Annotated in this window: 22 protein-coding genes; 11 read left to right on the forward strand and 11 right to left on the reverse strand. The window is 69.6% G+C overall.

Annotated features, from left to right (window positions below; translation table 11 throughout):
* Nucleotides 1–29: 29 nt before the first annotated feature.
* Entirely contained in the window at nucleotides 30–359 is a 330-nt protein-coding gene (locus AC08OO_RS03570; protein ID WP_476608147.1) for a hypothetical protein, read from the reverse strand.
* A gap of 71 nt (nucleotides 360–430) precedes the next feature.
* On the opposite strand from AC08OO_RS03570, the gene AC08OO_RS03575 reads away from it, so the two are divergent.
* From AC08OO_RS03575 to AC08OO_RS03590, 4 genes are all read left to right on the forward strand, one after another.
* A complete protein-coding gene (locus tag AC08OO_RS03575) occupies nucleotides 431–1,192 on the forward strand; it encodes a recombinase family protein (protein ID WP_476608913.1) in 762 nt (253 codons plus the stop codon).
* 53 nt (nucleotides 1,193–1,245) lie between these two features.
* A complete protein-coding gene (locus AC08OO_RS03580) occupies nucleotides 1,246–1,389 on the forward strand; it encodes a hypothetical protein (RefSeq protein ID WP_476608914.1) in 144 nt (47 codons plus the stop codon).
* A 62-nt stretch (nucleotides 1,390–1,451) separates the two neighbouring features.
* Complete coding sequence (locus AC08OO_RS03585; RefSeq protein ID WP_476608945.1) at nucleotides 1,452–2,027, forward strand: HhH-GPD-type base excision DNA repair protein; 576 nt, start codon at nucleotides 1,452–1,454, stop codon at nucleotides 2,025–2,027.
* Nucleotides 2,028–2,735: 708 nt separating this feature from the next.
* Entirely contained in the window at nucleotides 2,736–2,954 is a 219-nt protein-coding gene (locus tag AC08OO_RS03590; protein ID WP_476608915.1) for a hypothetical protein, read from the forward strand.
* A gap of 160 nt (nucleotides 2,955–3,114) precedes the next feature.
* Here the strand turns inward: AC08OO_RS03590 and AC08OO_RS03595 are convergent, their stop codons facing one another.
* The 7 genes from AC08OO_RS03595 to AC08OO_RS03625 all read right to left on the reverse strand — a co-directional run bounded on the left by AC08OO_RS03595 (nucleotide 3,115) and on the right by AC08OO_RS03625 (nucleotide 11,039).
* On the reverse strand, nucleotides 3,115–4,020 hold the full coding sequence (locus tag AC08OO_RS03595) for an ABC transporter ATP-binding protein (protein ID WP_476608916.1): 906 nt from the start codon (nucleotides 4,018–4,020) through the stop codon (nucleotides 3,115–3,117).
* Entirely contained in the window at nucleotides 3,993–4,835 is an 843-nt protein-coding gene (locus AC08OO_RS03600; RefSeq protein WP_476608917.1) for an ABC transporter permease, read from the reverse strand. The genes AC08OO_RS03595 and AC08OO_RS03600 overlap by 28 nt, the downstream gene beginning before the upstream one ends.
* 42 nt (nucleotides 4,836–4,877) lie before the next feature.
* On the reverse strand, nucleotides 4,878–5,918 hold the full coding sequence (locus AC08OO_RS03605) for an ABC transporter substrate-binding protein (protein WP_476608918.1): 1,041 nt from the start codon (nucleotides 5,916–5,918) through the stop codon (nucleotides 4,878–4,880).
* Nucleotides 5,919–6,141: 223 nt separating this feature from the next.
* Nucleotides 6,142–7,068: a TauD/TfdA dioxygenase family protein gene (locus AC08OO_RS03610; protein WP_476608919.1), complete on the reverse strand. Its 927-nt coding sequence runs from the start codon at nucleotides 7,066–7,068 to the stop codon at nucleotides 6,142–6,144.
* Nucleotides 7,069–7,378: 310 nt separating this feature from the next.
* Nucleotides 7,379–8,758: an ROK family transcriptional regulator gene (locus tag AC08OO_RS03615; RefSeq protein WP_476618236.1), complete on the reverse strand. Its 1,380-nt coding sequence runs from the start codon at nucleotides 8,756–8,758 to the stop codon at nucleotides 7,379–7,381.
* A 471-nt stretch (nucleotides 8,759–9,229) separates the two neighbouring features.
* Entirely contained in the window at nucleotides 9,230–10,468 is a 1,239-nt protein-coding gene (locus AC08OO_RS03620) for a M56 family metallopeptidase (protein ID WP_476608920.1), read from the reverse strand.
* Between the two features lie 13 nt (nucleotides 10,469–10,481).
* Nucleotides 10,482–11,039, reverse strand: coding sequence for a BlaI/MecI/CopY family transcriptional regulator (locus AC08OO_RS03625; protein WP_476608921.1), 558 nt, complete (start codon nucleotides 11,037–11,039; stop codon nucleotides 10,482–10,484).
* Nucleotides 11,040–11,619: 580 nt separating this feature from the next.
* On the opposite strand from AC08OO_RS03625, the gene AC08OO_RS03630 reads away from it, so the two are divergent.
* From AC08OO_RS03630 to AC08OO_RS03650, 5 genes are all read left to right on the forward strand, one after another.
* Nucleotides 11,620–13,263: a cytochrome ubiquinol oxidase subunit I gene (locus tag AC08OO_RS03630; RefSeq protein ID WP_476608922.1), complete on the forward strand. Its 1,644-nt coding sequence runs from the start codon at nucleotides 11,620–11,622 to the stop codon at nucleotides 13,261–13,263.
* Nucleotides 13,263–14,255, forward strand: coding sequence for a cytochrome d ubiquinol oxidase subunit II (locus AC08OO_RS03635; protein WP_011434725.1), 993 nt, complete (start codon nucleotides 13,263–13,265; stop codon nucleotides 14,253–14,255). Before AC08OO_RS03630 ends, AC08OO_RS03635 begins: the two co-directional genes overlap by 1 nt.
* A 56-nt stretch (nucleotides 14,256–14,311) precedes the next feature.
* Nucleotides 14,312–15,112 carry a CPBP family intramembrane glutamic endopeptidase gene (locus AC08OO_RS03640; RefSeq protein WP_476607151.1) on the forward strand — a complete coding sequence of 267 codons (801 nt, stop codon included), beginning with the start codon at nucleotides 14,312–14,314 and terminating at the stop codon, nucleotides 15,110–15,112.
* Nucleotides 15,113–15,298: 186 nt separating this feature from the next.
* The gene (locus tag AC08OO_RS03645) at nucleotides 15,299–16,861 is read left to right on the forward strand and encodes a CYTH and CHAD domain-containing protein (RefSeq protein WP_476608923.1); all 1,563 of its coding nucleotides are present in this window, start codon (nucleotides 15,299–15,301) and stop codon (nucleotides 16,859–16,861) included.
* A 406-nt stretch (nucleotides 16,862–17,267) separates the two neighbouring features.
* Nucleotides 17,268–17,471, forward strand: a complete 204-nt coding sequence (locus tag AC08OO_RS03650) for a cold-shock protein (protein WP_009740954.1) — start codon at nucleotides 17,268–17,270, stop codon at nucleotides 17,469–17,471.
* A 209-nt stretch (nucleotides 17,472–17,680) separates the two neighbouring features.
* Here the strand turns inward: AC08OO_RS03650 and AC08OO_RS03655 are convergent, their stop codons facing one another.
* Nucleotides 17,681–18,760 (reverse strand): aspartate-semialdehyde dehydrogenase, encoded by a 1,080-nt coding sequence (locus AC08OO_RS03655; RefSeq protein ID WP_476608924.1) that lies wholly within the window; start codon nucleotides 18,758–18,760, stop codon nucleotides 17,681–17,683.
* 91 nt (nucleotides 18,761–18,851) lie between these two features.
* The gene (locus tag AC08OO_RS03660; RefSeq protein ID WP_476608925.1) at nucleotides 18,852–20,120 is read right to left on the reverse strand and encodes an aspartate kinase; all 1,269 of its coding nucleotides are present in this window, start codon (nucleotides 20,118–20,120) and stop codon (nucleotides 18,852–18,854) included.
* A gap of 265 nt (nucleotides 20,121–20,385) precedes the next feature.
* Between AC08OO_RS03660 and AC08OO_RS03665 the strand changes: the two genes are divergently transcribed.
* Both AC08OO_RS03665 and AC08OO_RS03670 read left to right on the forward strand, forming a co-directional pair.
* Entirely contained in the window at nucleotides 20,386–20,970 is a 585-nt protein-coding gene (locus AC08OO_RS03665; RefSeq protein WP_011434730.1) for a TerD family protein, read from the forward strand.
* Nucleotides 20,971–20,997: 27 nt separating this feature from the next.
* Nucleotides 20,998–21,996, forward strand: coding sequence for a zinc-dependent alcohol dehydrogenase family protein (locus AC08OO_RS03670; RefSeq protein ID WP_476608926.1), 999 nt, complete (start codon nucleotides 20,998–21,000; stop codon nucleotides 21,994–21,996).
* Nucleotides 21,997–22,141: 145 nt separating this feature from the next.
* Here AC08OO_RS03670 and AC08OO_RS03675 read toward each other — a convergent pair whose 3' ends face one another.
* Nucleotides 22,142–22,594: a hypothetical protein gene (locus AC08OO_RS03675; protein WP_476608927.1), complete on the reverse strand. Its 453-nt coding sequence runs from the start codon at nucleotides 22,592–22,594 to the stop codon at nucleotides 22,142–22,144.
* Nucleotides 22,595–22,800: the final 206 nt, after the last annotated feature.

Raw genomic sequence — 22,800 nt, forward strand, 5'->3', positions numbered from 1 at the left:
GTGCGTCATCCTCGAGGCCGACCCCGACATCATCGCCCGGCGCCGCCGAAGAGGTGCCGGAGCTGGCGAAGGAGCTCGCCGACCTGGGCCAGGTCGGGCGTCTGCGCAACCCGTCCTTGTGGGAGGCGCTGGGCGTTGCCATCCTGCGCCAGGTCATCCGGGCGGGGCAGTCCAAGAAGCTCTACCGGACCTTGTGCGCGGCTCACGGCCAGCAGGTGGAGCTGCCAGACGGTGGCACGTTGGCTCTCTTTCCCACCGCTGAAACGGTCCTCGGCCTGACCGGCGTGCAGTTCACCGAAATCGGTCTGGCCTTCAAGCGGCCGGCGTTGCAGGCTGCCGCGATCGCCTACCTGGAGCACGGCACCGCCTGGAGCCGTCTGTCTTGGCCCGCCCTGGTTGACGAGCTGCAAAACGTGCGGCGCATTGGCCCGTGGACGGCCGGCGCGGCAGTGGCCGACTATTGGCTGGCCGACAAGGAAACCAAGGACGAACCGCGGCGGCGGCGCTCCTGGTCGCGGGAGCGGATCAGGTCCTGGCCGGCGTCGGCCTCCACACCATCTGCCGCCAGTGGAACGATCTTGGCATCGCCAGCGCCACCGGCAAGAAGTGGCAAAAACCCGTCCTGCGCAACATCTACCTGTCCCCGCGCATCGTCGGCTACCGGGTGTACGGCCCCACCTCCGTCCCGCTGGAGAAGCACTACGTGGTGGACGCGGAGGGTCAGCCGGTCAAGGGCCAGCAGCAGCCCATCCTGGACCTGGAGGTCTGGGAGGCGGTGGCGGCGAAGCGCCGCGACCCCAGCAGGGTTTCCAAGCATGTCCACATCGGCGGACGGAAGTACCTGCTGTCCGGGATCATCTGCTGCGGCTTCTGCGGCCGGCACCTGATGGGCGGCTACGACCGGCGGTGGGAGAAGCACCATTACGCCTGCAAGGCCGTTACCGCGGGCGGGTGCGGCAAGGTCGGCGTCACCGGCCACCATGTTGATGACCTTGTTTCCGAGCTGGTCCTGGCCTACCTGGCAGGCCGCGACGTCGAGGCCGGTGCCGGCCAATGGCCAAGGGCGGGAGAGCCTGGCCAAGGCGGAGGCCAAGATCGCGGAACTCATGGGTGCCTACGACCGGGACGAGCTGCCCGGCCCGTACGTCTTCCCCCCGTGTGCGCGAGCAGGAGCAAGCAATCCTCCACCTGAGGGCAGAGCAAGCCGAGTGGATACGCGCCCACACCGTCCCCAAGGTCACGAACGTGGCCGAGGCATGGCCTTCCCCGGAGCTGGAGCAGCGCCGGGAGATCATCAGTACCGTCATCGAGGCCGTCGTACTCAAGGCGGCTGACGGCCCAAAGAACCGCTTCGACCCCGAGCGGGTGGAAGTGGTCTGGCGTCCCTGACGCCTCCGCCCCGCCGGACGCACCAGTCCGGCGGGGTACTCGTCGTGGGTACCCTGACGGGCATGGGCCTGCACCTGTCCGGCGATCCAGAGGCGGACGCCTTCATCACCGAGTACCCCCTGGCGCTCCTGGTGGGTATGGTCCTAGATCAACAAATTCCTCTGGAGAGGGCGTTCGCTGCTCCCCATGAGCTGACCCGGCGGCTCGGACGGCCGTTGGACGCGGAGGAGCTGGCGAAGTACGACCCCGACGCGCTGGGTGTGATCTTCTCGCGGGTGCCGGCGCTGCACCGCTTCCCGGGTTCGATGGCCAAGCGGGTGCAGGCCATGTGCCAGCTGATCGTGGACACCTACAACGGGGACGCGGCCCGGGTGTGGACGACCGCGGCTGACGGCAGGGAACTGCTGGAGCGGGTGGCGGCGCTGCCGGGGTTCGGCCAGCAGAAGGCCAGGATTTTTGTGGCGCTGCTGGGTAAGCAGCTTGGCGTGACCCCGCCGGGGTGGCGGGAGGCGTCCGCGCCGTTCGGGGACGAGGGCACCTTCCGCTCCATCGCGGACATCACCGACGTCTCCACCCGTGACCAGGTCCGGGAGTACAAGAAGGCGATGAAGGCCGCCGCCAAGGTAGCCTCCGCATAACCATGAGAGGATGTGACTGTCACGTTATATCCACGCTCCGACGGTAGGCTAGTGGCTGATCAGGCGCCTGCGGTGACTTTAGACCGTGTGGTGGTTTGTTGGAATCATTTTTTGCGAGGGCTCGGCCGAGCGCTCTCAGGCGATCTGTCGCGACCGGGCCGTCACCTGCGTGAGTCATGTCCGCGGCCGATGATCGATGGCGATGTCTGGTGGCCGGCAGATGCCGGTTCTGGGTACGCGGATCGGTATCACTCCCAGTCCCTCCGAGGCCTGTGGAAATCGGCGGACTCCGCTTGAGCGTGCGTTCGCCGCTTCCGACGAGCTGACCGTGGGCCGGGTCGGCTGTTGGACGTGGAGGAGTTTGCGAATTGCGGCCCGGACGCCCTGGGTGCGGTGTTCTCCCTGCGCGGGTTCCCGGCTTGATGGCCGAGCGGGTGCAATTCATATTGCGGATCATCCTGGACACCTGCGACGGGGACGCGGCCCGCGCGGCGTACGGCGGCGGCAAGGAGCAGACGGGCATTGGTCTCGTACCACCGCCGAGCGCGTCTAATATCAGGACAGCGTCCGCGAGTCGAAGCGCCGTTCTCGTCTCTGAACGAGTCCTCAAGGCTGAGCACCTTCTACTGCCCACGGTGGTGCGGAATCTTGCTCTCCGGGCAGTCCTGTCTTCCGCACACGGTGCCGTGACCTGCGACGACGCATCGCATGATCAAATCGGTCAGCACCCTGACCTGGGACGACGCGCGCATGTGCGGAGAACGGGGGCAGTCGGTCGACAGCTGCGGATGGAGCAAGGCGAGCATTGTTCATCCCTATCGCGGCTGGCAAGGTCAAATCGATCCGACTGATCAAGCCGGGATCACCGCAGGGAAGGCCCGGGGAGCGGCCTTCGATTACCTGGAGGGAGTAGGCGACAATGACTGATCCGTCCAGACGTGCCCGGCGGGAGGCGATCCGAGCCGAGCACGCGGCCGAGGATGCCGAAGCCGCTGAGGCGGAGGCGGTGGAGTCCGAGCAGGCCGTCCTCGGTACGGGTGCCCACATCGTCGGCGGACGGGCTGCGCGTCCGCGAGGCGGCGGCAGGTCAATGATCACCTTCGGCGAGTTCGTCGACGCCGAGCTCGGCCAGCAGCGTGGAACGCAGCCGGTCGAAGGCGGGGTCGGTCCGTCGCCGAGGGGACGCCACATCGACCGGAACGTCGAGGGAGAGCCGTCCCTCGGTGAGGACAAGCACCCGGTCCGCGAGCAGGATCGCCTCGTCAACGTCGTGCGTGACGAACAGTACCGCCGGCCGGTGGCGACGGCACAGCTGCTGGAGCAGGGCGTGCATCCTGATCCGGGTCAGGGCGTCGAGGGGCCCGAACGGTTCGTCGAGCATGACAAGGTCCGGCTCCCGAACCAGCGCCCGGGCGAGCGCGACCCGCTGTGCCTCACCGCCGGACAGTGCCACCGGCCAGGACCGTTCCCGCCCGGCCAGCCCGACCTCCGCGAGCGCCGCCCGTCCGCGTTCGGCGACGTCGCGGCCGGACAGACCGATCGTCACGTTGGCCAGGGTCCGCGTCCATGGAAGCAGCCGGGCCTCCTGGAAGACGACCGAACGCTGCCGGGTGGCCAGAACCTCGCCGGAGATGTCGCCGTCGAAGCCGCCGAGGATGCGGATCAGCGTGCTCTTCCCTGACCCGCTGCGGCCCAGCAGGGCGACGAACTCCCCGGAGGCGACCGTGAGGTCGAGGCCGTCGAGGACCGTGTGCTCCCCGAAGGTGCGACGCAGGCCGCGGATCCGGATGGCGGCGCCGTCGGCACCGCGGGTTTCGGCGGTTTCGGCGGTTTCGGCGGTGTGCTGAGCGTCGGCGGTGTGCTGAGCGTCGGCGGTGGCCGGGCGCTCCAGGGTGGCGACGGCCGTGGCCGCCGCCGTGGCCGCCGCCGTGGCCGCCGCCGTGGTGTTGGTGTTGGTGTTGGTGCTCAGGTTCCGTCGAAGCCGCGGCGCCATGACAGCAGCGTCCTTTCCAGGATGCGGACCATTCCGTCGCTGACGAGTCCCAGGATTCCGTAGATGACCAGGCAGAGGACCATGATGTCGGTCCGGTTCCAGGACTGCGCGCTGTTGAGCAGGTAGCCGATGCCCTTGTCGGTGTTGACCTGCTCGGCGAAGACCAGCAGTAGCCAGGCGACTCCCAGAGCCCAGCGCAGACCGACGAGGAAGCCCGGGAGCGCGCCGGGAATGATGACTCGCCGGATGAGCCCGAACCGGCCGAGGCCGAAGGTCTGGCCGGCCTCCACCAGTTTGATGTCGACCCCGCGGATGGCGGAGTAGGTGTTCATATAGATGGGGAAGGAGACCCCCACGGTAATCAGGAATATTTTTGCCTCCTCGCCGATGCCGATCCATACGATGATGAGCGGCAGCAACGCGATGACGGGGATCGTCCGTAGGAAGTTCATCGCGGAGTCGACGACGTCCTGGCCTGCGCGGAAGAAACCGGCGATCACCGCTAGAGTCAGCCCGATGGTGACTCCGAGGATCAGGCCGACCCCGCACCGGTAGAGCGAGATGCCGAGGCTGTCCAGCAGCTCGCCGCTGTTCCACAGCTCCCGTCCCGCGCCGAACACCGCGGCCGGGGAGGCCAAGGACTGGTCGCTGACGAGGCCGAATCCCGTGACCGTCCACCAGGCGGCGAACAACAGCGCGGGACCGGTGAACCGGCGGACCTCCGACGGAATCCACCGGCGCCCGCCGGAGCCGCACGGCCCGGCCTCGGTCCGGCCGTCAGCGATGACGCCGCCGGGTAAGATGAGTTCGGTCACGTTTGTCATCCCCTCGGATGGAACGTCCTGGTGCCCTGAGGTTCAGGTGGCCAGCGAGGCCTTGGTGAACGCGGCGGTCAGCTCAGCATTGAAACCCTTGTCGATCTCGTCGTCGACGTTCAGGGTCTTCGGCAGTTGGTCGACGTCGATCAACAGTCGGGCCTGCACGCGCTGGCTCTCGATGAAGCTTTCGGAGACCGGCTTGTAGAGTGCCCGCGGCAGCGAGTCGAAGTACTTCCTCGCAGCCTGCGGGTTCTGCTTGAGCTGGCCCACGTAGTACTTCTTGATCCACTCGTCCTCATGGGCCTTCGGCCAGGCGGACGCCCGGGACAGGCGGATCAGGAAGTCCTGTACCGCCGTGCGCTTCGCCGGATCCTTGAGGGCGTTCTTCGATGCCAGCACGACCGAGAAGACCGGGAGCGGCTTGGTCTCGATCTCATAGGAACCGGGAGCCTGCTGGCCGACCGCTGCGACGTACTGCTTGGCGTACACGATGGCGTCGACCTGACCGGAGGCGAGTGTCGCTCCGAGGCTCGTGATGGGCACGTTCACCGGGGTGATGTCGCTCTGCTTCAGACCGGCGGGCGCGAGCTGGTTGAGCAGATAACCGTGCAGGGAGGTACCGAGGGTGAGGGCGATACGCCTGCCCTTGAGGTCGGCTGGCTTGTGGATCCCGGAGCCGGCCTTGACGATGATCGTCTGGGTGTTCACCGGGTTCTCCGCGACGGCGACCGCGGTCACGCCGGCGTGCGCCCCGTTCGCGAACAGCACCGGTGTATCGCCCATGAAGCCCACGTCAATCTTGCTCGCGCTGAACGCGGCGTTCATGTGCGGACCGTCGGCGAAGGTGTTCCAGCTCAACCCGTAGGAAGTGCCCCGCGCCTCGCCGGAGAGCGTGAGCGGCAGTTCCAAATACTTGCCCTGGTCGCCGATCCGCAGCGTCACCTGGCCACTCGTAGCGGCCGAACCCGCCCTGCTGCTGCCGCCGTCGCTCCCACAGGCGGCCAGGGTCACCGCGACGGCTGCGGCAAGTCCGGCGGCCAAAAGGGAAAGACGCCGTCTGCGCGGTCGTCGATGCTGCATCGGAAATCTCCCTATCGGGTCGTTCGGTCGTGATCCGACGGACAGACGGTGGCCGTTCGGGGTGGATCGTTGGTCGGGGTGGCTTGTCGTTCGGGGTGGCTTGTCGTTCGGGGTGGCTTGTTTGGCGGTGTGCCGACAGCCGCGAGGGACTTGGCCCTCGCGGCTGTCAGCGGATTGCCGGCTCCGGTATTCGTGGTGTCCGCGGATATCGGCGGACAGCGGATCAGGAGCCGAGGAACGGTTCCCCGGCGACCAGTTCGGATTCCTTGCCGTCGACGCCGACCGGAATGTCGCCCTCGATGGTCACCCGATACAGCACCCGGTCGAAGTCGAGGTGACCCAGGTCCGACGGGCCGAGGTGGGAGGTCGCGCGGTTGTCCCAGAAGGCGATGTCACCGGGGTTCCACTTGAACCGCACCGTGAACTCGGGCCGGGAGATCTGCTCGTAGAACAGGTCGAGGATCCGGCGGCTCTGCTTCGGCGAGAAACCGATGATCTCGCTGTCCTTGGAGGTGAAGCTCGGGCTGACGAACAGCGCCCGCTCGCCGGTCTCCGGATGGACGCGCACCACCGGGTGGATCGCGACCAGCGGGTTTGCGGCGACCTTCCGCCCGTACTCGCTCTCGCTGGGGAAGTTTCCGAAGCTATGCCGGGCGCGCAGGCCGTTGGCCAGGTCCCGAAGCTGCTCGGGCAGCTCCTGGTAGGCGGCGACCAGGTTGGTCCACGCAGTGTCGCCGCCGTATGGCGGGACGATGTCGGCCCGCAGGATCGACGCGGCGGGCGGGTTCACCAGCGCGGTGACGTCGGTGTGCCAGCCATTGTCGTAGGTGACCTTCTTCTTCGTTCCGAAGAACCTGGCGTACCGCCGGCTGTCGATCGGCAGGATCTCCGGGAAGCCCGCCGGCGGCGCGTCCTCGTGCGGGTGGGCCGGGGTCAGCTTGCCGAAGCGCCGGCCGAAGGCGACCTGCTGGGCGTGGTCGATGTTCTGGCCGGGGAAGAAGACAACCTTCCACTGGTGCAGCGTGGAGCGGATCTCGGCGATGGTCGCGTCGTCCAGGTTCTCGCGCAGGTCCACTCCGTGAATCTCGGCCCCGATATAGCCGGAAAGCGGGCGGACGTCGAGTCCCAGAACAGGGGTCGTGGTTGTCATCCTGTGTTTCTCCAGAGGTTGGGAAAAGATGCGAAGACGGCGGGGAGGGCAGCCGGAATTCCGGGTGACAGACCGGTGGGACGCGTTCTCGGGGCGTGCCGGGAACGCCTGCGCTGCCGTGATCGGCACTATTGCGATCGACTACGGATTCTGTCGCGACGGACAGCGGCACGTGACGCCGGGCGTCAACATCGGCGACAACGAGCGCTGGCCGCGGGAAATCTTCCCGTACCGCCGTTCCTGGAGTCGCTCACCGGTCAATCTTCGGTCTCGCCCTTCCGGGCCGTCAACGTTTTGTGTTCTGGTGGAATTAATACCTCCGGCGGGTGGCTGCGGCGACTGTCGGTGTCGGTGATGGTGTCCGCGACGGCATCGGGGCGGGCATCGGAGCGGGCAGACTGTGCGGGCGGCGGTGGACCGGGTCGAGGACGGTCGCTCCCGCCGCGACGGCCAGCACATTCATGCCGAAGCTGCTCGGCAGCACCATCCGCTCGGGATCGGTGCACACGCGTGAGTGCGCGGCGATCTCCTCGTGCAGGTCGACCAACAGATCCGGCAGGCAGAGCGCGGCGGCCTCGGTGAGAACGACGATTTCCGGGTCCATCATGTCCACGAGCAGGCTGATCATCCGACCCACCAGCCGGAGCCTGGCGCGCAACAGCGACAGCGCGCGCGGGTCGCCGGCGAGCCCGGCGTGCAGCAGCACCTGCAGGTCCGGACGGGAGATGATCCCGTCCTGGGCCGCCTGCAGCAGCATGGTCCGTTCCGACAGCGCCGCCTGCGCGCAGCCCGACCGGCCGCAGCGGCACGGGGCGTCGCTGTCAGCGAGCCGCAGGTGAGCGATGCCGCCCGCGGCGGAATGCGGTCCGATGTGCACCGATCCGTCGGTGGCGAACGCGGCGTCGACCACGTTGCCGACGAACAGCTTCAGCAGGCTGCGCCGGGCGCGCGGGTCGCCGAAGAGGATCTCCGCCTGGGCCAGGGCGCGGGCGTGCCCGTCGACGTGCACCGGCATGCCCGTGGCCGCCGCCAGCACCTCCCGGACCGGCACGTCATGCCAGTCCAGGGGCTCGTGTTCGATCACCACGCCGAGGTCGGGGTCGACCCGGCCGCCGGTGACGACGCCGAGGCCGAGGACACGGTTGCCCCGGGCGCGCCGGGCGAGGAAGCCGGGCAGATGTCGGGCGATCATCCGAAGGACGTCCGCCGGGCCGCCCTCCCGCGGCAACTGCTCCCGCGTCACCACCTGTCCACGCAGGTCGACAAGGCTGAAGGTGACGAACGGGACGGCGATGTGCACCCCGCAGGCCAGATGAAGGTCGGTGTCCACGTCCAGGGGCACGTGTGGCCGCCCGGCCCGGGGAGCCAGCGAGGAGGCGGGAAGCTCTCGGAGCAGACCCAGGGAGATCAGCCCGGCTGTCTGCCGGGAGACCGCAGCCGGGCTGAGCCCTGTTGCCCTCCCGATGGCGGTGCGGGCGACCGGACCGTGGTCGAGGACCGCCCGCAGGATCGCCGCCGCGGAGCCGTCCGGGGCACAGTAACCACTGGAGCCGCCTGGGCCGCCTGGGCCGCCTGGGCCGCCTGGGCCGCCTGGGCCGCCGGCAGCGGTTCTCCCGGCTCCAAGCCTGGAGACGACCCCCGCCGCGGCCCGCGGCCTTCCCTGCGCCGGCAGCGTTTCCCGCGCCGACATCTTGTCGCGTACTGGCGCCTTGTCTCGTACGGGCACGGAGAACCTCCTCGCGATGCGACCACGCGGCCGACGGGGCCTCTCGTCGCCGCGCACGCGCAAGGCGTGCAAACACAGGGCAGGTGGAACGCACGGAAAAGTCAGGACCGGGGGCACGGCTGACCACAGGGACGGTGGATCGGAGGGAGGGGGCCACCCTTCGCTGACATCAGGTCGGCTGCCGTTGGCCGGCTCGGGTACGAGGCGGCAGGTGCCGTCACCGGGCGCCGGGGGGCTTACGGTGACGGATGCCAGTCGGCGGAACGGGGCCTGATGATCAGAGGGATCGATGGTAAGGGTGACAGAGCGCGCTCGCGACGCGATGAAAGTCAATGTGTGCACGGCAGACCAGAAGCGGGCGCCGGCTCATGACGCTGACAGTAGATATCATTCCGCCGCTTGTCAATAAAAAAAGTAGAGATTATCGCCTTCCGCTCAGCCGACCAGGAGAATAAGCGGGGGCGCGGCGAGCACGATGATCGCCCCGAAGTAGGCGCACGGCGGCATCCACCATGGCACTTCCGGCGGGTCGAGGAGCCGGGCGATCCGCGAGATGACCGGATTGGCCGTGCCGCGCCGAGGGCCGCCGCCGATCGGTCGTGTCTGGCCGGGCGCCGCATCGCCGGGGTCTGGCCCGCCGGGGTCTGGCCCGCCGGCGTCTGGGTTGCCCGGGCCGGGCGGGCCGGAGTCGCGGACGCCGACCGCCGTAGGATCGTGGGAGCCGAGTGCGGGCAGCACAGCGGCCGGAGAATCGATGATCCCCAGCGCCCCGGCGGGGACCGGTGCCCTTGCCCCGCCCAGCCGGGCCAAGGCCCGCGCGAGCGATCGGCGGCTTGTCTGCCGGGCCGCCGCGTCGTCGGCGAGCATCTCGACGAGGAGCGAGACGGCCGCGGTCGCCTCCCTGGCCGGATCCAGGAACGGGAAGGTCCGCTCCCACGCGACGAACGGCTGGATGACGAGGTCGTGACGACCGGCGACGTGGGCCGCCTCGTGGGCGAGCACGGCGTCCAGCTCGGTGGCGTCGAGGGTGTTCAGCAGCCCGCGGGAGACCACAACCCGGGCGTGCCGCACCCCCGGCACGCAGTAGGCGACCGCGACGGGATGATCAAGGATGCGCAGTAGAATGCCGGCCCGGTCCCGGTGTTCGCACAGGCAGCAGCCGGTTGCGCCCCCGCCGTCGGCGGTTGTGCCAGGGTCGGTGGCCGCACCAGAGTCCGCGGCTGTGCCGGAATGATGGGACGCATGGCCGGGCGGGACGCAGGTCTCATGCCGGCGATGCCGACGGCCAGCCAGATCGACCAGGTCGCGGTGTCGGTGACGCTCGCGAAGGGTGGCGGCGCTGGAGGTGCCGAGCACCCCGAACAGCCGGGAGGCCAAGGCCGCCGCCACAGCGAGGCCGATGAGGTTGATCAGGCCCAGGCCCGTCAGCGGCGCGCCGGCCGCGATGTTGTCGAGATGGTCGGCGATGGCGGTCGGGGTGTCGCCGGACAGTGGTGAGACGGTGAACGCGATCGCCGCGAGCAGCGCCGACACTCCGCCGGCCAGACCGACCGCCTGCCAGAGCACGATCGCCGCCCGTGGACATCGGTAGGGCCAGCGCGCGGCGGCCAGCAGGCGTGGGACCGGCCAGGCCAACACGCCCGCGAACAGGGCGAGAAGTGCCGCGGTCGTCATGTCCCGGCTAACGCTACCGGTGGTCGGGCGGAATCTGGGCCGTTCGATCCGGGTCGGTGGCTACCGTGACGATCTGCTCCGGGTCGTCGCGGGGCGGGTCTCCGATCGCCGGACCGCGCCGGGCCTCGGCGTGCCGGACCTCCGTGTGCGGATCCTCGGCCTGCGGATCCTCGGCGCGCGGGGCCTCTCCGCCAGGCACGAAGATGCCGGGTTCCCCGGGACCGACGGGTTCCAGGGCACGGCGAAGGATCTCGGCCTCCTCCGCGGACACCGACCCCACGAAGCGGACCAGGGCGGAACCACGATCGTCCGCCGTGCCGAGCGCCTCCATCATCGCCTCGGCCACGACGGCCTCGCGACTGTCGCTGGCCGCGTAGCGATGCGCGCGCGCCGAACGCTGACGCCGCACGAATCCCTTCCGTTCCAACCGTTCGAGCACGGTCAGCACGGTGGTGTACGCGAGATCGCGTTCATGCTGGAGACGGCCGGCGACCTCGCGGGCCGTCAGCCAGTCGTCGCTCGCCCACAACACGTCCATGACCGACCGTTCGAGGTCACCCAGGCGCGCCATGGTGCCAATCCTACGTGGCGTAGAACATTCGTGGAACCGAACGGGGTGCTTCGTTGAGGCCTGTTGCGTCACAGCCACGCGGCAACGGTGCCGGCCGTCGGGGAGGAACCGGGGAGGAGCCGGCCTTCCAGCCCCCGATCTGCCTCCGGGCTCCCGATCAGCGCCCGGCTCCGGACCAGTGCGAACCCGCCGGCTGACTGATCCGCCGCCGTTCACGCGGCCCGAATTCCTTTACAAGGAAGCATCTTCATGACCTAGAGGACTATCTATCCACCGAACGGGCTATCCACCGAACGGGCTATCCGCCGAACGGGCTATCCGCCGAACGGGCTATCCATCAAACAGGATGACGGCCGCAATGGAGGTATCTTTCGGTCCCGCCCCGTGCCGTCGACCGTGGCGCACGTCTCGACAGCGCCGTCGGTGGTGCCGTCGGTCTTGACCGTGTCATCGAGCTCACTGCGCTTTGCTCGTCGCCAGGAGAATTGGCTACATACCGTAGAAACCTCTATACCTCGTAGAGGATCGGTTGGCTCTCGGCCGATTTTTCCCCTCGCGGCCCACCGAAGGAGCTGTGCGCATGGTTCTCGCCGCTGATGCCGTCGACCTTGCCCGCGCCCAGACAGCGTTCTCCCTCGCGTTTCACATCTGTTTCGCCGTGTTCGGGGTCGGCATGCCGTGGCTGCTGATCTACACCGAGGGGCGTTGGGTGCGGACCGGTGACGAGACCTGGCTGGCGCTCACGAAGAAGTGGTCGCGGGCATTCGCCGTGCTGTTCGCGGTCGGGGCCGTCTCGGGAACGGTGCTGTCGTTCGAGTTCGGCCTGCTCTGGCCCGCGTTCATGTCGAAGTACGGCAGTGCGCTCGGGCTGTCGTTCTCCCTGGAGGGCTTCGCGTTCTTCACCGAGGCGATCTTTGTCGGGATGTACCTGTACGGCTGGAAGCGCCTGTCGCCGCGCGCGCACTGGCTCACGCTATGGCCGATCGCGATCTCCGGCACCCTGTCGACGTTGTTCATCATCACGGTGAACGCCTGGATGAACGTGCCACGAGGGATCACCGAGGTGAACGGCAAGGTCGTCGCCGCCGAGCCGTTCGCGCCCTTTCTGAGTCCGGGGACTCCGCCCCAGGTGGTCCACATGCTGCTGGCCGCGCTGATGTGCACCGGCGGGGCCGTCGCCAGCATTTACGCGGTCGGCATGCTGCGCGGTCGCCGCGACGCCTACCACCAGCGCGGGCTGCGGATCGGCCTGGCGGTGGTGCTGGTCTGTGCGCCGCTTCAGCTGATCGTGGGGGACTGGGCGGCCCGGATCGCCGGGGCCAACCAGCCGTTCAAGCTGGCCGCGATGGAAGGGCTCTACCACACCAGGTCGCACGCGCCGCTGACCCTCGGCGGGTTCTACGACGACAAGAGCGGCGAGGTCCGCTACGGGCTGGAGATCCCGGGTCTGCTCTCGCTGATGGAGGGATTCAGTACAGATCACGTGATCACCGGTCTGGACGCCGCGCCGCCGGACGAGCGCCCGAACGGTCTGCTGGTGCACGGGTCGTTCGCGACGATGGTCGGGTTCGGTTCCGCGCTGATCGGACTGTCCGCCCTGACTGGTGCCGCCGTCGTCCGCCGGCGCCGTCGCGGCGAGAAGACGCTGCTGCCCACCGGGCGGCCGTGGCTGTTCGCCGCGACGGCCACGGGACCGGCGTCCGCGCTGTCGATGATGGCCGGCTGGGAGGTCACCGAGGGTGGTCGTCAACCGTGGATCGTGGGCGGTCACATGCGGGTCCACGACGCGGTGACGGGCGCCGACGGGGTCGCGCCGATGTTCGCTGGCTCCCTGGTCTTGTACCTGGGGCTCGCGGGTGCGCTGATCCTCATCCTGCGCCGGATGGCCACCGGCGGCCCGGCCGTCGCGGAGATCCGGTCCGGGCAGCCCGCTGCGGGCGTCCACCGCACGGCCGTCCACCGCACGGCCGTCCACGGCGCGGGGCAGGCGAGCCCGGCCAGGCCCGGACGGACAACCGATTCTGATTCGCCATCCATCCCGAAGCCGCGACCCGAACCGGCGGCGGTTGAACCGGCGGTCGAACTGCCGGTCGAACCGCCGGTGTCCGGCAGGCGGCGCACCGGCGGCGGTCCCGAGGGATCCCGCGGTTCGGCGCACCCGGGTGAGACAACGGGAACGGGATCCGACGGCAGCACCGGTTTCGGCGGGCGGGGAGAAGACTGATGACCAGCGCTGACCTCCTTCTGATCATCATGGTGGTAGGGCTCACCGCCTACGCGCTGCTCGGTGGCGCGGACTTTGGTGGCGGGGTGTGGGACCTGCTGGCACGCGGCCGGCACGCTGGCGACCAGCGGAAACTGATCTCGGCGTCACTCGGCCCGGTGTGGGAGGCCAACCATGTCTGGCTGATCTTCATCGTGGTGGCGATGTTCAGCGGGTTTCCCGAGGCCTACGGGGTGATCGGCTCCTCTCTGGAGGTGCCGCTGTCCGTGGCCCTCGTCGGCATCGTGCTGCGTGGCGCCGCGTACGTGTACCGGTCCTACGGGGCGGGTGGGGCCGGTCCCGACCACTGGTGGGGGCACGTCTTCGCGGTCTCCTCGACGATCGCCCCGTTCGCGCTCGGGGTGGCCGGTGCGGCTCTGGCCAGCGGTGATCTGTCGACCGACGACCCGTTCGCGCCGGTGCGCAGCCCGTTCGGGCTCGTCTGCGGGGCCTTCGCGGTCGCCGCGACGGCCTTCCTCGCCGCCGTCTACCTCTGCCGGGACGCCGCCTCTTCCCCGGCCACCGCGCACCTGGTGGCCGACTTCCGCCGGCGGGCCATCGGCGGCGCCGTGCTCTGCGGTGCACTCGCCGCGATCCTGCTGCCCCTGCTGTGGGCGGACGCCCCGCAGGTCGCCGGCCGGTTCAGGGACCGCTCGCTTCCCCTGGTAGCCCTGTCCACCCTCGGCGGGATCGGCGCCCTCGTCGCGCTCTGGCGCGAGCAGTTCGGTGCCGCCCGCATCGCGGCCGGTCTCGCCGTCGGCGCGATGCTCTGGGGCTGGGCGGTGGCCCAGTACCCGGACCTGGTGGTCGGGCAGGCCACGGTGGACACGGCCGCGGCGCCGACGACGAACATCCGGGCCATGCTGTTCGCCATCGCCGGCGGTCTGGTGGTGCTTGTGCCGTCCCTGATGATGCTGTTCCGGCTGTTCTCCCGGCCGGAACCGGCGGAGTGATCGGGCCGGCGCAGTGATCGGGCCGGCCCGCCGCGGCGGTGGGCTACGGTCATCGCGTGACCTCTGCCCCCGCTCAGGCGCCGGTCATCGCGGGTGAGTCGCTCACCCGCCGGCAGCTCGTCGTCGAGGTCTGGCTCGTGCTCGGGGTCTCCTTCGCCACCTCGGCGCTGTTCGCGGTCATCCGCTACGTCGGGGTGCTGACCCGGCCGGGCCCCGTCCGTTCCCAGGTGGCCCGGCTGAACACCTCGGCGGCGCCGGGACGGCCCTGGCTCGACCTCGCGCTCCAACTCGCCGACCTGGTCACCGGGCTGGTGCCGGCGCTGCTCGCCGTATACCTGCTGACGAGGCACGGAGGCGGACCGCGGGCGATCGGCCTGGACGGTCGGCACACCGGTCGCGACGCCGGCCGGGGAGCGGCGATCGCGGCCGGGGTCGGCGGGCTTGGCCTGGGCCTCTACCTGCTGGCGTGGCACAGCGGGGCGAACCTCACCGTCGCGCCCTCGGGCCTGCCGGACGTGTGGTGGCGCGTACCGGTCCTGGTCCTCAGCGCGGCGCAGAACGGCCTCGCCGAGGAGGTCATCGTCGCCGGGTACCTGCTGGTGCGGCTGCGTGAACTTGGTGTCGCGGCCAACCGGGCGCTGGCGGCCAGCGCCCTGCTCCGCGGTTCCTATCACCTCTACCAGGGGCTCGGTGGGTTCACCGGTAACCTCGCGATGGGCCTGCTGTTCGGCCGGCTGTTCCAGCGGACCGGCCGGGTGCTGCCGCTCGTCATCGCCCACGCACTCATCGACACCGTCGCGTTCGTCGGATACGTAGCGTTGGTCGGAAAGATCTCCTGGATTCCGGCGCCGCGCTAAGGTTACGGGTGGGGAAATAGACATCGTCTGATGGGCATACGATGCGTATCTCAACGGTGTATCGCGGAGGCGGTGGATCGTTCGAGGACGTCAACATCGGCGGGTTCGGGGCGCCGGAAGGCCATGGGGCGCCGGAAGGCGTAGCCGTCGAGTGCCTGCCGCGGTACGGCTGGTCGGGGAGGACCGATGGTCAACGGAATCCGCGAGATCGAGCGCAAGTTCTCGGTCGAACCGACCTTTGTGCTCCCGAAGTTGGGGGAGGTTGCGGGCGTCGCCACCGCGCGCACCCGCAAGACCGTCAGTCTGGAGGCCGTCTACTACGACAGCGACGATCTCCGGCTGGCCCGCAACAATATCACGCTGCGGCGTCGGACCGGTGGGTCGGACGCCGGATGGCACCTCAAGCTGCCCGTCCGGGTGGGGGAGCGGGACGAGCTCCAGCTCCCGCTCGACGTGGGCGTGGGCGTGGGGGCGGAGGGCCCGCGGTACAGCCCTCCCGCGGAGTTCGTCGATCTGGTGTCGGTCCATCTGCGCGGTGCCGAGCCGCGGCCGGTCGCCAGGCTGCGGACACTGCGGACAGCGCGCCGACTGCGGGACACGGTCGGAGTCGACCTGGCCGAGGTCGTCGATGACCAGGTCTCCGCGCAGACCCTGGGGGAGAGGACGGCACTGAGCAGCTGGCGGGAGATCGAGGTCGAACTCGTCAACGGCGGGCCCGAGGTGCTCGACGAGGTCGCCGGTCTGCTCACGGCCGCGGGCGCCACCCCGGCGGCGGACTCCTCGAAGCTCGCGCGGGTCCTGGGTGGGGCGCTGGCCGCCGGCCCCGGGCCGGACGTCCCTGCGCCGCCGCGCAAGCCACGACGCGGGACGCCGGCGGGCGAGGTGGTACGGGCCTATCTGATCGAACAGGCACGTGCCCTGCTCGCGGCCGATCCGCGGGTGCGGCTCGACGAGCCCGAGGCGGTCCACAAGATGCGCGTCGCCTGCCGTCGGGCCCGCAGCACCCTGCGGACGTTCGCGCCGCTGTTCCCGCCCGAGAGAGCGCTCTTCCTGGACGGCGAGCTGCGGGACCTCGCCGGCGCGCTCTCCGGCGCCCGCGACGCCGAGGTCCAGGCCGCCTATTTCGAGACCCGCCTGGCGGAGCTGCCCACCGAGCTGGTTGCGGGGCCCGTGCGCAAGACGGTCACCGCGCACCTCGGCGCCGGCACGGCCAACGGCCGGGCGGAGGCGTTGGCCATGTTGCGCAGTGACCGGTACTTCGCGCTCGTCTCCAACCTGCTCACCCTGCTGCGGGGCCCGCTCACCCCCGCGGCGGCCCGTCCGGCCGGCAAGGCCCTCCCCGATCTGCTGCTCGGCGCCGACCGGAAGCTGGCGAAGAAGGTCCGCGCCGCGGCTGCCCTGAAGGTCGGCTCGGAACGGGACGAAATGCTGCATTCCGCCCGCAAGCAGGCCAAGCGGTTACGGTACGCGGCGGAGGCCGTCGCGCCGCTGTACGGGAATGACGCGGCGCGGCTGGTAGAGCAGGCTCAGATCGCGCAGGAGCTGCTCGGAACCCATCAGGACGCCACCATCGCGCGCAGGCTGCTGGAGGACTGGGGGACGGCAGCGCAGGCCCAGGGCGCCCCCACCGCGTTTACTCTGGGTGTCCTGCTGGGCTTGGAGGAGTGCCGGGCACGCATGGCGGAACGAGACTTCTTCGATGCGTGGCCCGCGATCTCGGCGGCCCGGCACCGTCGCTGGATCCGCTGACCTGGGGCCGTGCCGGGTGGGCTCTGCCGTGGTCTGACCGATTACCTCCTCCGCGTCACCCATTCGTGCGCCACATCCGGGCCATCGGGCGCACTACCATCCGCCACGGGTCGGCGCGCTCGGGAAATCCCTGTCAGCTCGACGGATTGCGGGACGGGACGGGTGGAGCCGCTGGCGGCCGGACCTGCTGCGTTGTTCTGTGACCGGGGTATGAAGTGGACTTCCTTGCCCGGAGGACTCCCGCGAAGGCCTCCGTCCGTGTAGCGTCGTCCCTGGCCGGAGTTCGGCGGTTCGCGTCTCAACCGAGGCGCGGCGGAACAACGTCAGGCGCTCTTGCAGCTTCCTGACGTTCGGCCCGGGGCCCGCGCGGTGCGGGTCCTGACTGCACCAGCAGGGAGAACGGCACGTGGCTCAGGGCACGGTGAAGTGGTTCAACTCGGAGAAGGGCTTCGGCTTCATCTCCGTGGACGGCGGCGGTTCCGACGTCTTCGTTCATTACAGCGCGATTCAGATGGACGGTTACAAGGCACTTGAGGAGGGCCAGCGGGTCGAGTTCCAGGTGACCCAGGGTCAGAAGGGTCCGCAGGCCGACGCCGTCCGCGTCGTCTGAGCCACGAGAGACTTCAACGGTCAGCCCGCCCAAGGGTCCTCCTGGGGCGGGCTGACCGCTTCTCGACTTCTCGATCAGTTCGATATCCGACAGTTCGGTGGAAGGTATGTTTTTTCCGGCTGATCTCGATCGTTTTCTCGGGCCGGAAAGCGCGGGGCGTTCATCGGTTCCCGGATGGCGTGGTTCGCGGCCAAAAGCTTAACGCCTGATTAAAGGCACAGCCAATCCTGCACGAGAAGTTCGGCGATCTGCAGGGTGTTCAACGCGGCGCCCTTGCGCAGGTTGTCCCCGCAGAGGAACAGTGCGACCTCGCGCGGGTCGTCCGGCGACTGCCGGATTCGGCCGACCCAGGTCGGGTCCGTTCCGACGACGTCGGCCGGGGTCGGGAACTCGCCGGCTGACGGATCGTCGACGACGGCGACGCCGGGAGCGTTCAGCAGCACCGTGCGCGCCTCGTCCGCCGTCACCGGCCGGGTGAAGCGGGCGTGCACCGCGACCGCGTGCGTGGTGATGACCGGCACCCGCACACAGGTAGCCGACACCCGCAGATCCGGGATACCCAGGATCTTGCGGGACTCGTTGCGGACCTTGAACTCTTCCGAGGACCAGCCGCCGTCCTTCAGTGAACCGGCCCAGGGCACGACGTTGAGCGCCAGCGGCGCCGGGAAGGGGCCGAGGCCGTCCTCACCGATGGCCTTACGCACGTCACCGGCGGTCCGCCCCAGCTCGCGGGTGCCACCGACGACGGTGAGCTGGTCGTAGAGGGCGTCGATGCCGGCCTGCCCGGCGCCGCTCGCGGCCTGGTAGGAGGCCGCGAACATCGACTCCAGCCCGAACGCCCGGTGCAGAGCGCCGACCGCGACGATCATCGACAGGGTGGTGCAGTTCGGGTTCGCGATGATGCCCCGCGGCCGCGCGGGGATCTGGTCGGCGTTCACCTCCGGCACGACCAGCGGCACGTCGGCGTCCATCCGGAACGCGCCGGAGTTGTCGACCGCGACCGCGCCGTGGGCCGCCGCTACCGGTGCCCACCGGGCGGAGACCTCGTCGGGAACGTCGAACACGGCCACGTCCACGCCGTCGAAGACCTCCGGTGCCAGGGCCTGGACGACGACGTCCGCGCCGCGCACCCGTACCGTCCGTCCCGCGGATCGGGCCGAGGCGATCGGCCGGATCTCTCCCCAGATGCCGGGGCGTTCGTCGAGCAGCGACAGCATCACCGTGCCGACCGCGCCGGTCGCCCCCACCACGGCGAGCGTCGGTCGCCGGCCCGCCCCGTTGCTCGTCACGATCCATCCTCCTGATTCGCCACCGTGCCGCCGCGGTGTGTCCAGCTGCCGCGGCGTGCCGCCGTCTCGAGGACCCACGACGTCGCCAACGTCATCGTCCGGTTCCCGCGTACACGATCGCCCCGCCGTTCGGGTCACCCAGGTCGAAGGCGCCGTGCACGGCCCGCACGGCGAGCGGGAGGTCGGTGTCGCGCACCACCACTGAGATGCGAATCTCAGAGGTGGAGATGATCTCGACGTTGACCCCCGCGTCGGCGAGGGAGCCGAAGAACCGGGCGGACACCCCCGGGTGCGACTTCATCCCCGCGCCGATCAGCGACAGCTTGCCGATGTGGTCGTCGTAGAGGGTGCGCTCGAAGCCGATCTCGCTTTGGACCTTCGTGAGCGCGGTGAGCGCGGTACGTCCATCCGTCTTGGGCAGGGTGAACGAGATGTCCGTCCGCCCCGACCCGGCGACCGAGCCGACCTGAACGATCATGTCCAGGTTGACGTCGGTGTCCGCCACGGCCCGGAACACCGCCGCCGCCACCCCGGGCTTGTCCGGGCATCCGACGACCGTCACCTTCGCCTCGCTGAGGTCGTGCGCGACCCCACGGATGATGGCCTGTTCCACGAGCTGTTCCTCCGGAATCTCGGTGACCCACGTGCCCGGCTTCGCCGAGAAGGACGATCGGACATGCACGGGGACGCTGTAACGGCGGGCGTACTCGACGCACCTCAGCATGAGGACCTTCGCGCCGCACGCCGCCATTTCCAGCATCTCCTCATAAGAGATCGTGTCGATGCGGCGGGCGTCGGGGACGATGCGCGGGTCGGCGGTGAACACGCCGTCTACATCGGTGTAGATCTCGCAGGCGTCCGCTCCCAGCGCGGCAGCGAGCGCCACCGCGGTCGTGTCCGAGCCGCCTCGACCGAGCGTGGTGATGTCCTTTGTATCCTGGCTCACACCCTGGAAGCCCGCGACGATCGCGATCGCGCCGGAGTCCAGGGCGGCGCGGATCCGCCCGGGGGTAACGTCGATGATGCGCGCCTTGCCGTGCACCGAGTCGGTGATGACTCCGGCCTGGGAGCCGGTGAACGAGCGGGCTTCGGCGCCGAGGGTGGTGATCGCCATGGCCAGCAGCGCCATCGAGATTCGCTCACCGGCGGTGAGCAGCATGTCGAGCTCCCGGGCGGGCGGAAGCGGCGAGACCTGTTCGGCCAGATCGAGAAGTTCGTCGGTGGTGTCACCCATCGCGCTGACCACCACGACGACGTCGTTGCCGGCCCGCCGGTTCTCCACGATTCGCTCAGCGACTCGTTTGATGCGGTCCGCGTCGGCAACGGAGGACCCACCGAACTTCGCGACCAAGAGCGCCATGGCAGCCAGGTTACCGAGCGCGGCCGCTGACCGAGCGCGGCCGCCCGTCGCCCTTGCTCGGTGGCCTTGCCCGGATCTGGTCCGGTGTCCCTTTTCCGCCGCCGGGACGATGTCGCCCCGGCGACGGGGTGCTGGGCGTATTCCTTCCGGTGTGCCAGGGTGATGACATCCGCACGACCGGCTCACCCGTATGACCGACTGCGACGCACGCGGTCCACGCGATGGTCCCCGACGCCGAGGACCAGCTCAGGAAGGACGATCCTCAATGGCAGTCAGCCTTGCCAAGGGCGGCAACGTCAGCCTCACGAAGCAGGCCGCCGAGGCCGGCACCCCCCAGCTCACCGCGTTGAACGTCGGGCTCGGATGGGACGCCCGCACGACCACCGGGACCGATTTCGACCTGGACGCCTCTGCCATCGGCGTCCGGGCGGACGGCAAGGTCCTCAACGACGGCTACTTCGTCTTCTTCAACAACCTCGCGTCCCCCGAGGGGGCGATCACGCTCACCGGTGACAACCTGACCGGGCAGGGCGAGGGGGACGACGAGTCCGTTATCATCAACCTTGCACTGGTTCCAGTCGACATTGACCGGATTATCGTTCCGGTTTCCATCTACGACGCGGTGAACCGGAACCAGAACTTCGGCCAGGTGCGCAACGCCTACATCCGGGTGGTCGACCAGGGCGGAAACGAGCTGGTCCGCTACGATTTGTCCGAGGACTACTCCACCGAAACCGTCGTCATCTTCGGTGAGGTCTACCGCAACGGCGCCGACTGGAAGTTCCGCGCCGTCGGCCAGGGCCACAATGACCTCGGTGGTCTGGCTCGTGATCATGGCGTCAACATCTGAGCTACCCGAGCGGATGCGTGCCTGGCAATGCGTGCCTGGCAAGTAGTCGCTCCCGGGCCGATGAGCACCCGCCCGCTGCGCCCGGCCGAGCTGCCCGTGCCCCGGCCAGGGCCGGGCCAGGTTCGGGTCCACGTCGACGCCTGCGGAGTCTGCCGTACCGATCTGCACCTCGCCGAGGGTGATCTCCCGCCGCACCGACCGCGCACCGTGCCCGGACATGAGGTCGTCGGACGGGTCGACGCGGTTGGCGAGGGGGTGAGCGGCGTGCGCACCGGGGACCGGCTGGGCATCGCCTGGCTGGCCTCGACCGACGGGACCTGCGGGTACTGTCGGCGCGGAGCGGAGAACCTCTGCCCGGCCTCGACCTACACCGGATGGGATGTCGACGGCGGATACGCCGAGTACGCCTGCGTGCGCGCCGACTATGCCTACCGGCTGCCCGACGGCTACAGCGATGCGGAGCTTGCCCCGCTGCTGTGCGCCGGCATCGTCGGCTACCGGGCGCTGCGCCGGGCGGAGCTGCCGCCCGGCGGGAGGCTCGGCATCTACGGGTTCGGCGCGTCCGCCCATCTCGCCGCCCAGGTGGCGATCGCGCAGGGCGCCACCGTCCACGTGATGACGCGCTCGGCGCGGGCCCGCGAGCTTGCTCTGGGACTCGGCGCCGCCTCGGCGGGCGAGGCGTATGCCGCACCGCCCGAGCCGCTGGACGCGGCCGTGCTCTTCGCCCCGGTGGGTGACCTGGTGCCGGTGGCGCTCGCCGCGCTCGACCGTGGCGGCACGCTGTCCATCGCGGGCATCCACCTCAGCGACATCCCGCCGCTCGTTTACTCCGACCATCTGTTCCAGGAACGGTCCGTACGCAGCACGACCGCCAACACTCGCGCCGACGGTGAGGAGTTCCTGGCGATCGCCGCCGAGCACCGGCTCGCGGTGACCGTGTCGCCCTACCCGCTGTCCGCGGCCGACCGGGCCCTCGCCGACCTCGCCGCCGACCGGGTCACCGGCGCGGCCGTGCTGCTGCCCTGACCGTTTTGCCTGTCCTGTCGGTGCCGGGCCTTCCTGCCGATGCCGGACCTTCCGGATCTGGTTCGTAGATCCGGAAGGGCCCGGGATCCGGAAGGGCCCGGAGGTTTGGCGACCTTGCCGGGGGATGCGCGCTGAACTTCCGCGTTCAGTCGCCGCGGGCCGCGAGTCGGCGCAGGAGCAGGGTGCCCGCGGTGGTCAGTACGGCGGCCGTCGCAATCTCGCGTGGCAGGCGGTGCCGGGCCTCGTTCTGGATCGCTTCGTGGAAACGGTCGAACCGGCTCGGCCAGGGACTCACCCCGACGAAGTACCGGCCCACCTTGTCGGTGTCCGGTAGGCAGGCACCGGTCATGCCGGCGAGGACGGCGAGTCGGCGCCCGGCGGGGGCGGACGCCGTCAACAAGGCCATGGCCGCGAGCCCCGCCACGCCGTCCTTGCGTGCGACCGGCAGCCATTCCGGCTCGGTGTTCGGACCCGTTCCCCAGTGGGGCAACGCGTCCATGACCAGGTGTGAGACGAAGCCGGCGGCGAGGGCGGGCACCGGGTGTCGGATCGCCATGCCCACGAAAGCGCCCGCCCCGACATGTGAGCTGATGATCATGCTTCAGGACCTCCTGGTGGCAGACGGACGGCAGAGCGTTCGCCGGGTACCCCCTACCCTGACGTCCCGATTGGAGGATGCGTACCGCGGGGTGATGGTGGGGCCCTCCGGCGGTCACCATCAGTGGTCGCCCGGTGGTCTCCGTGTTTGGGGGCGCGGGTACCACCGCTCCCGGGATCGGATCCGGGTGTCCGATGCTCGGCGCG

This window comes from Frankia sp. CeCAU1, from assembly GCF_977971845.1.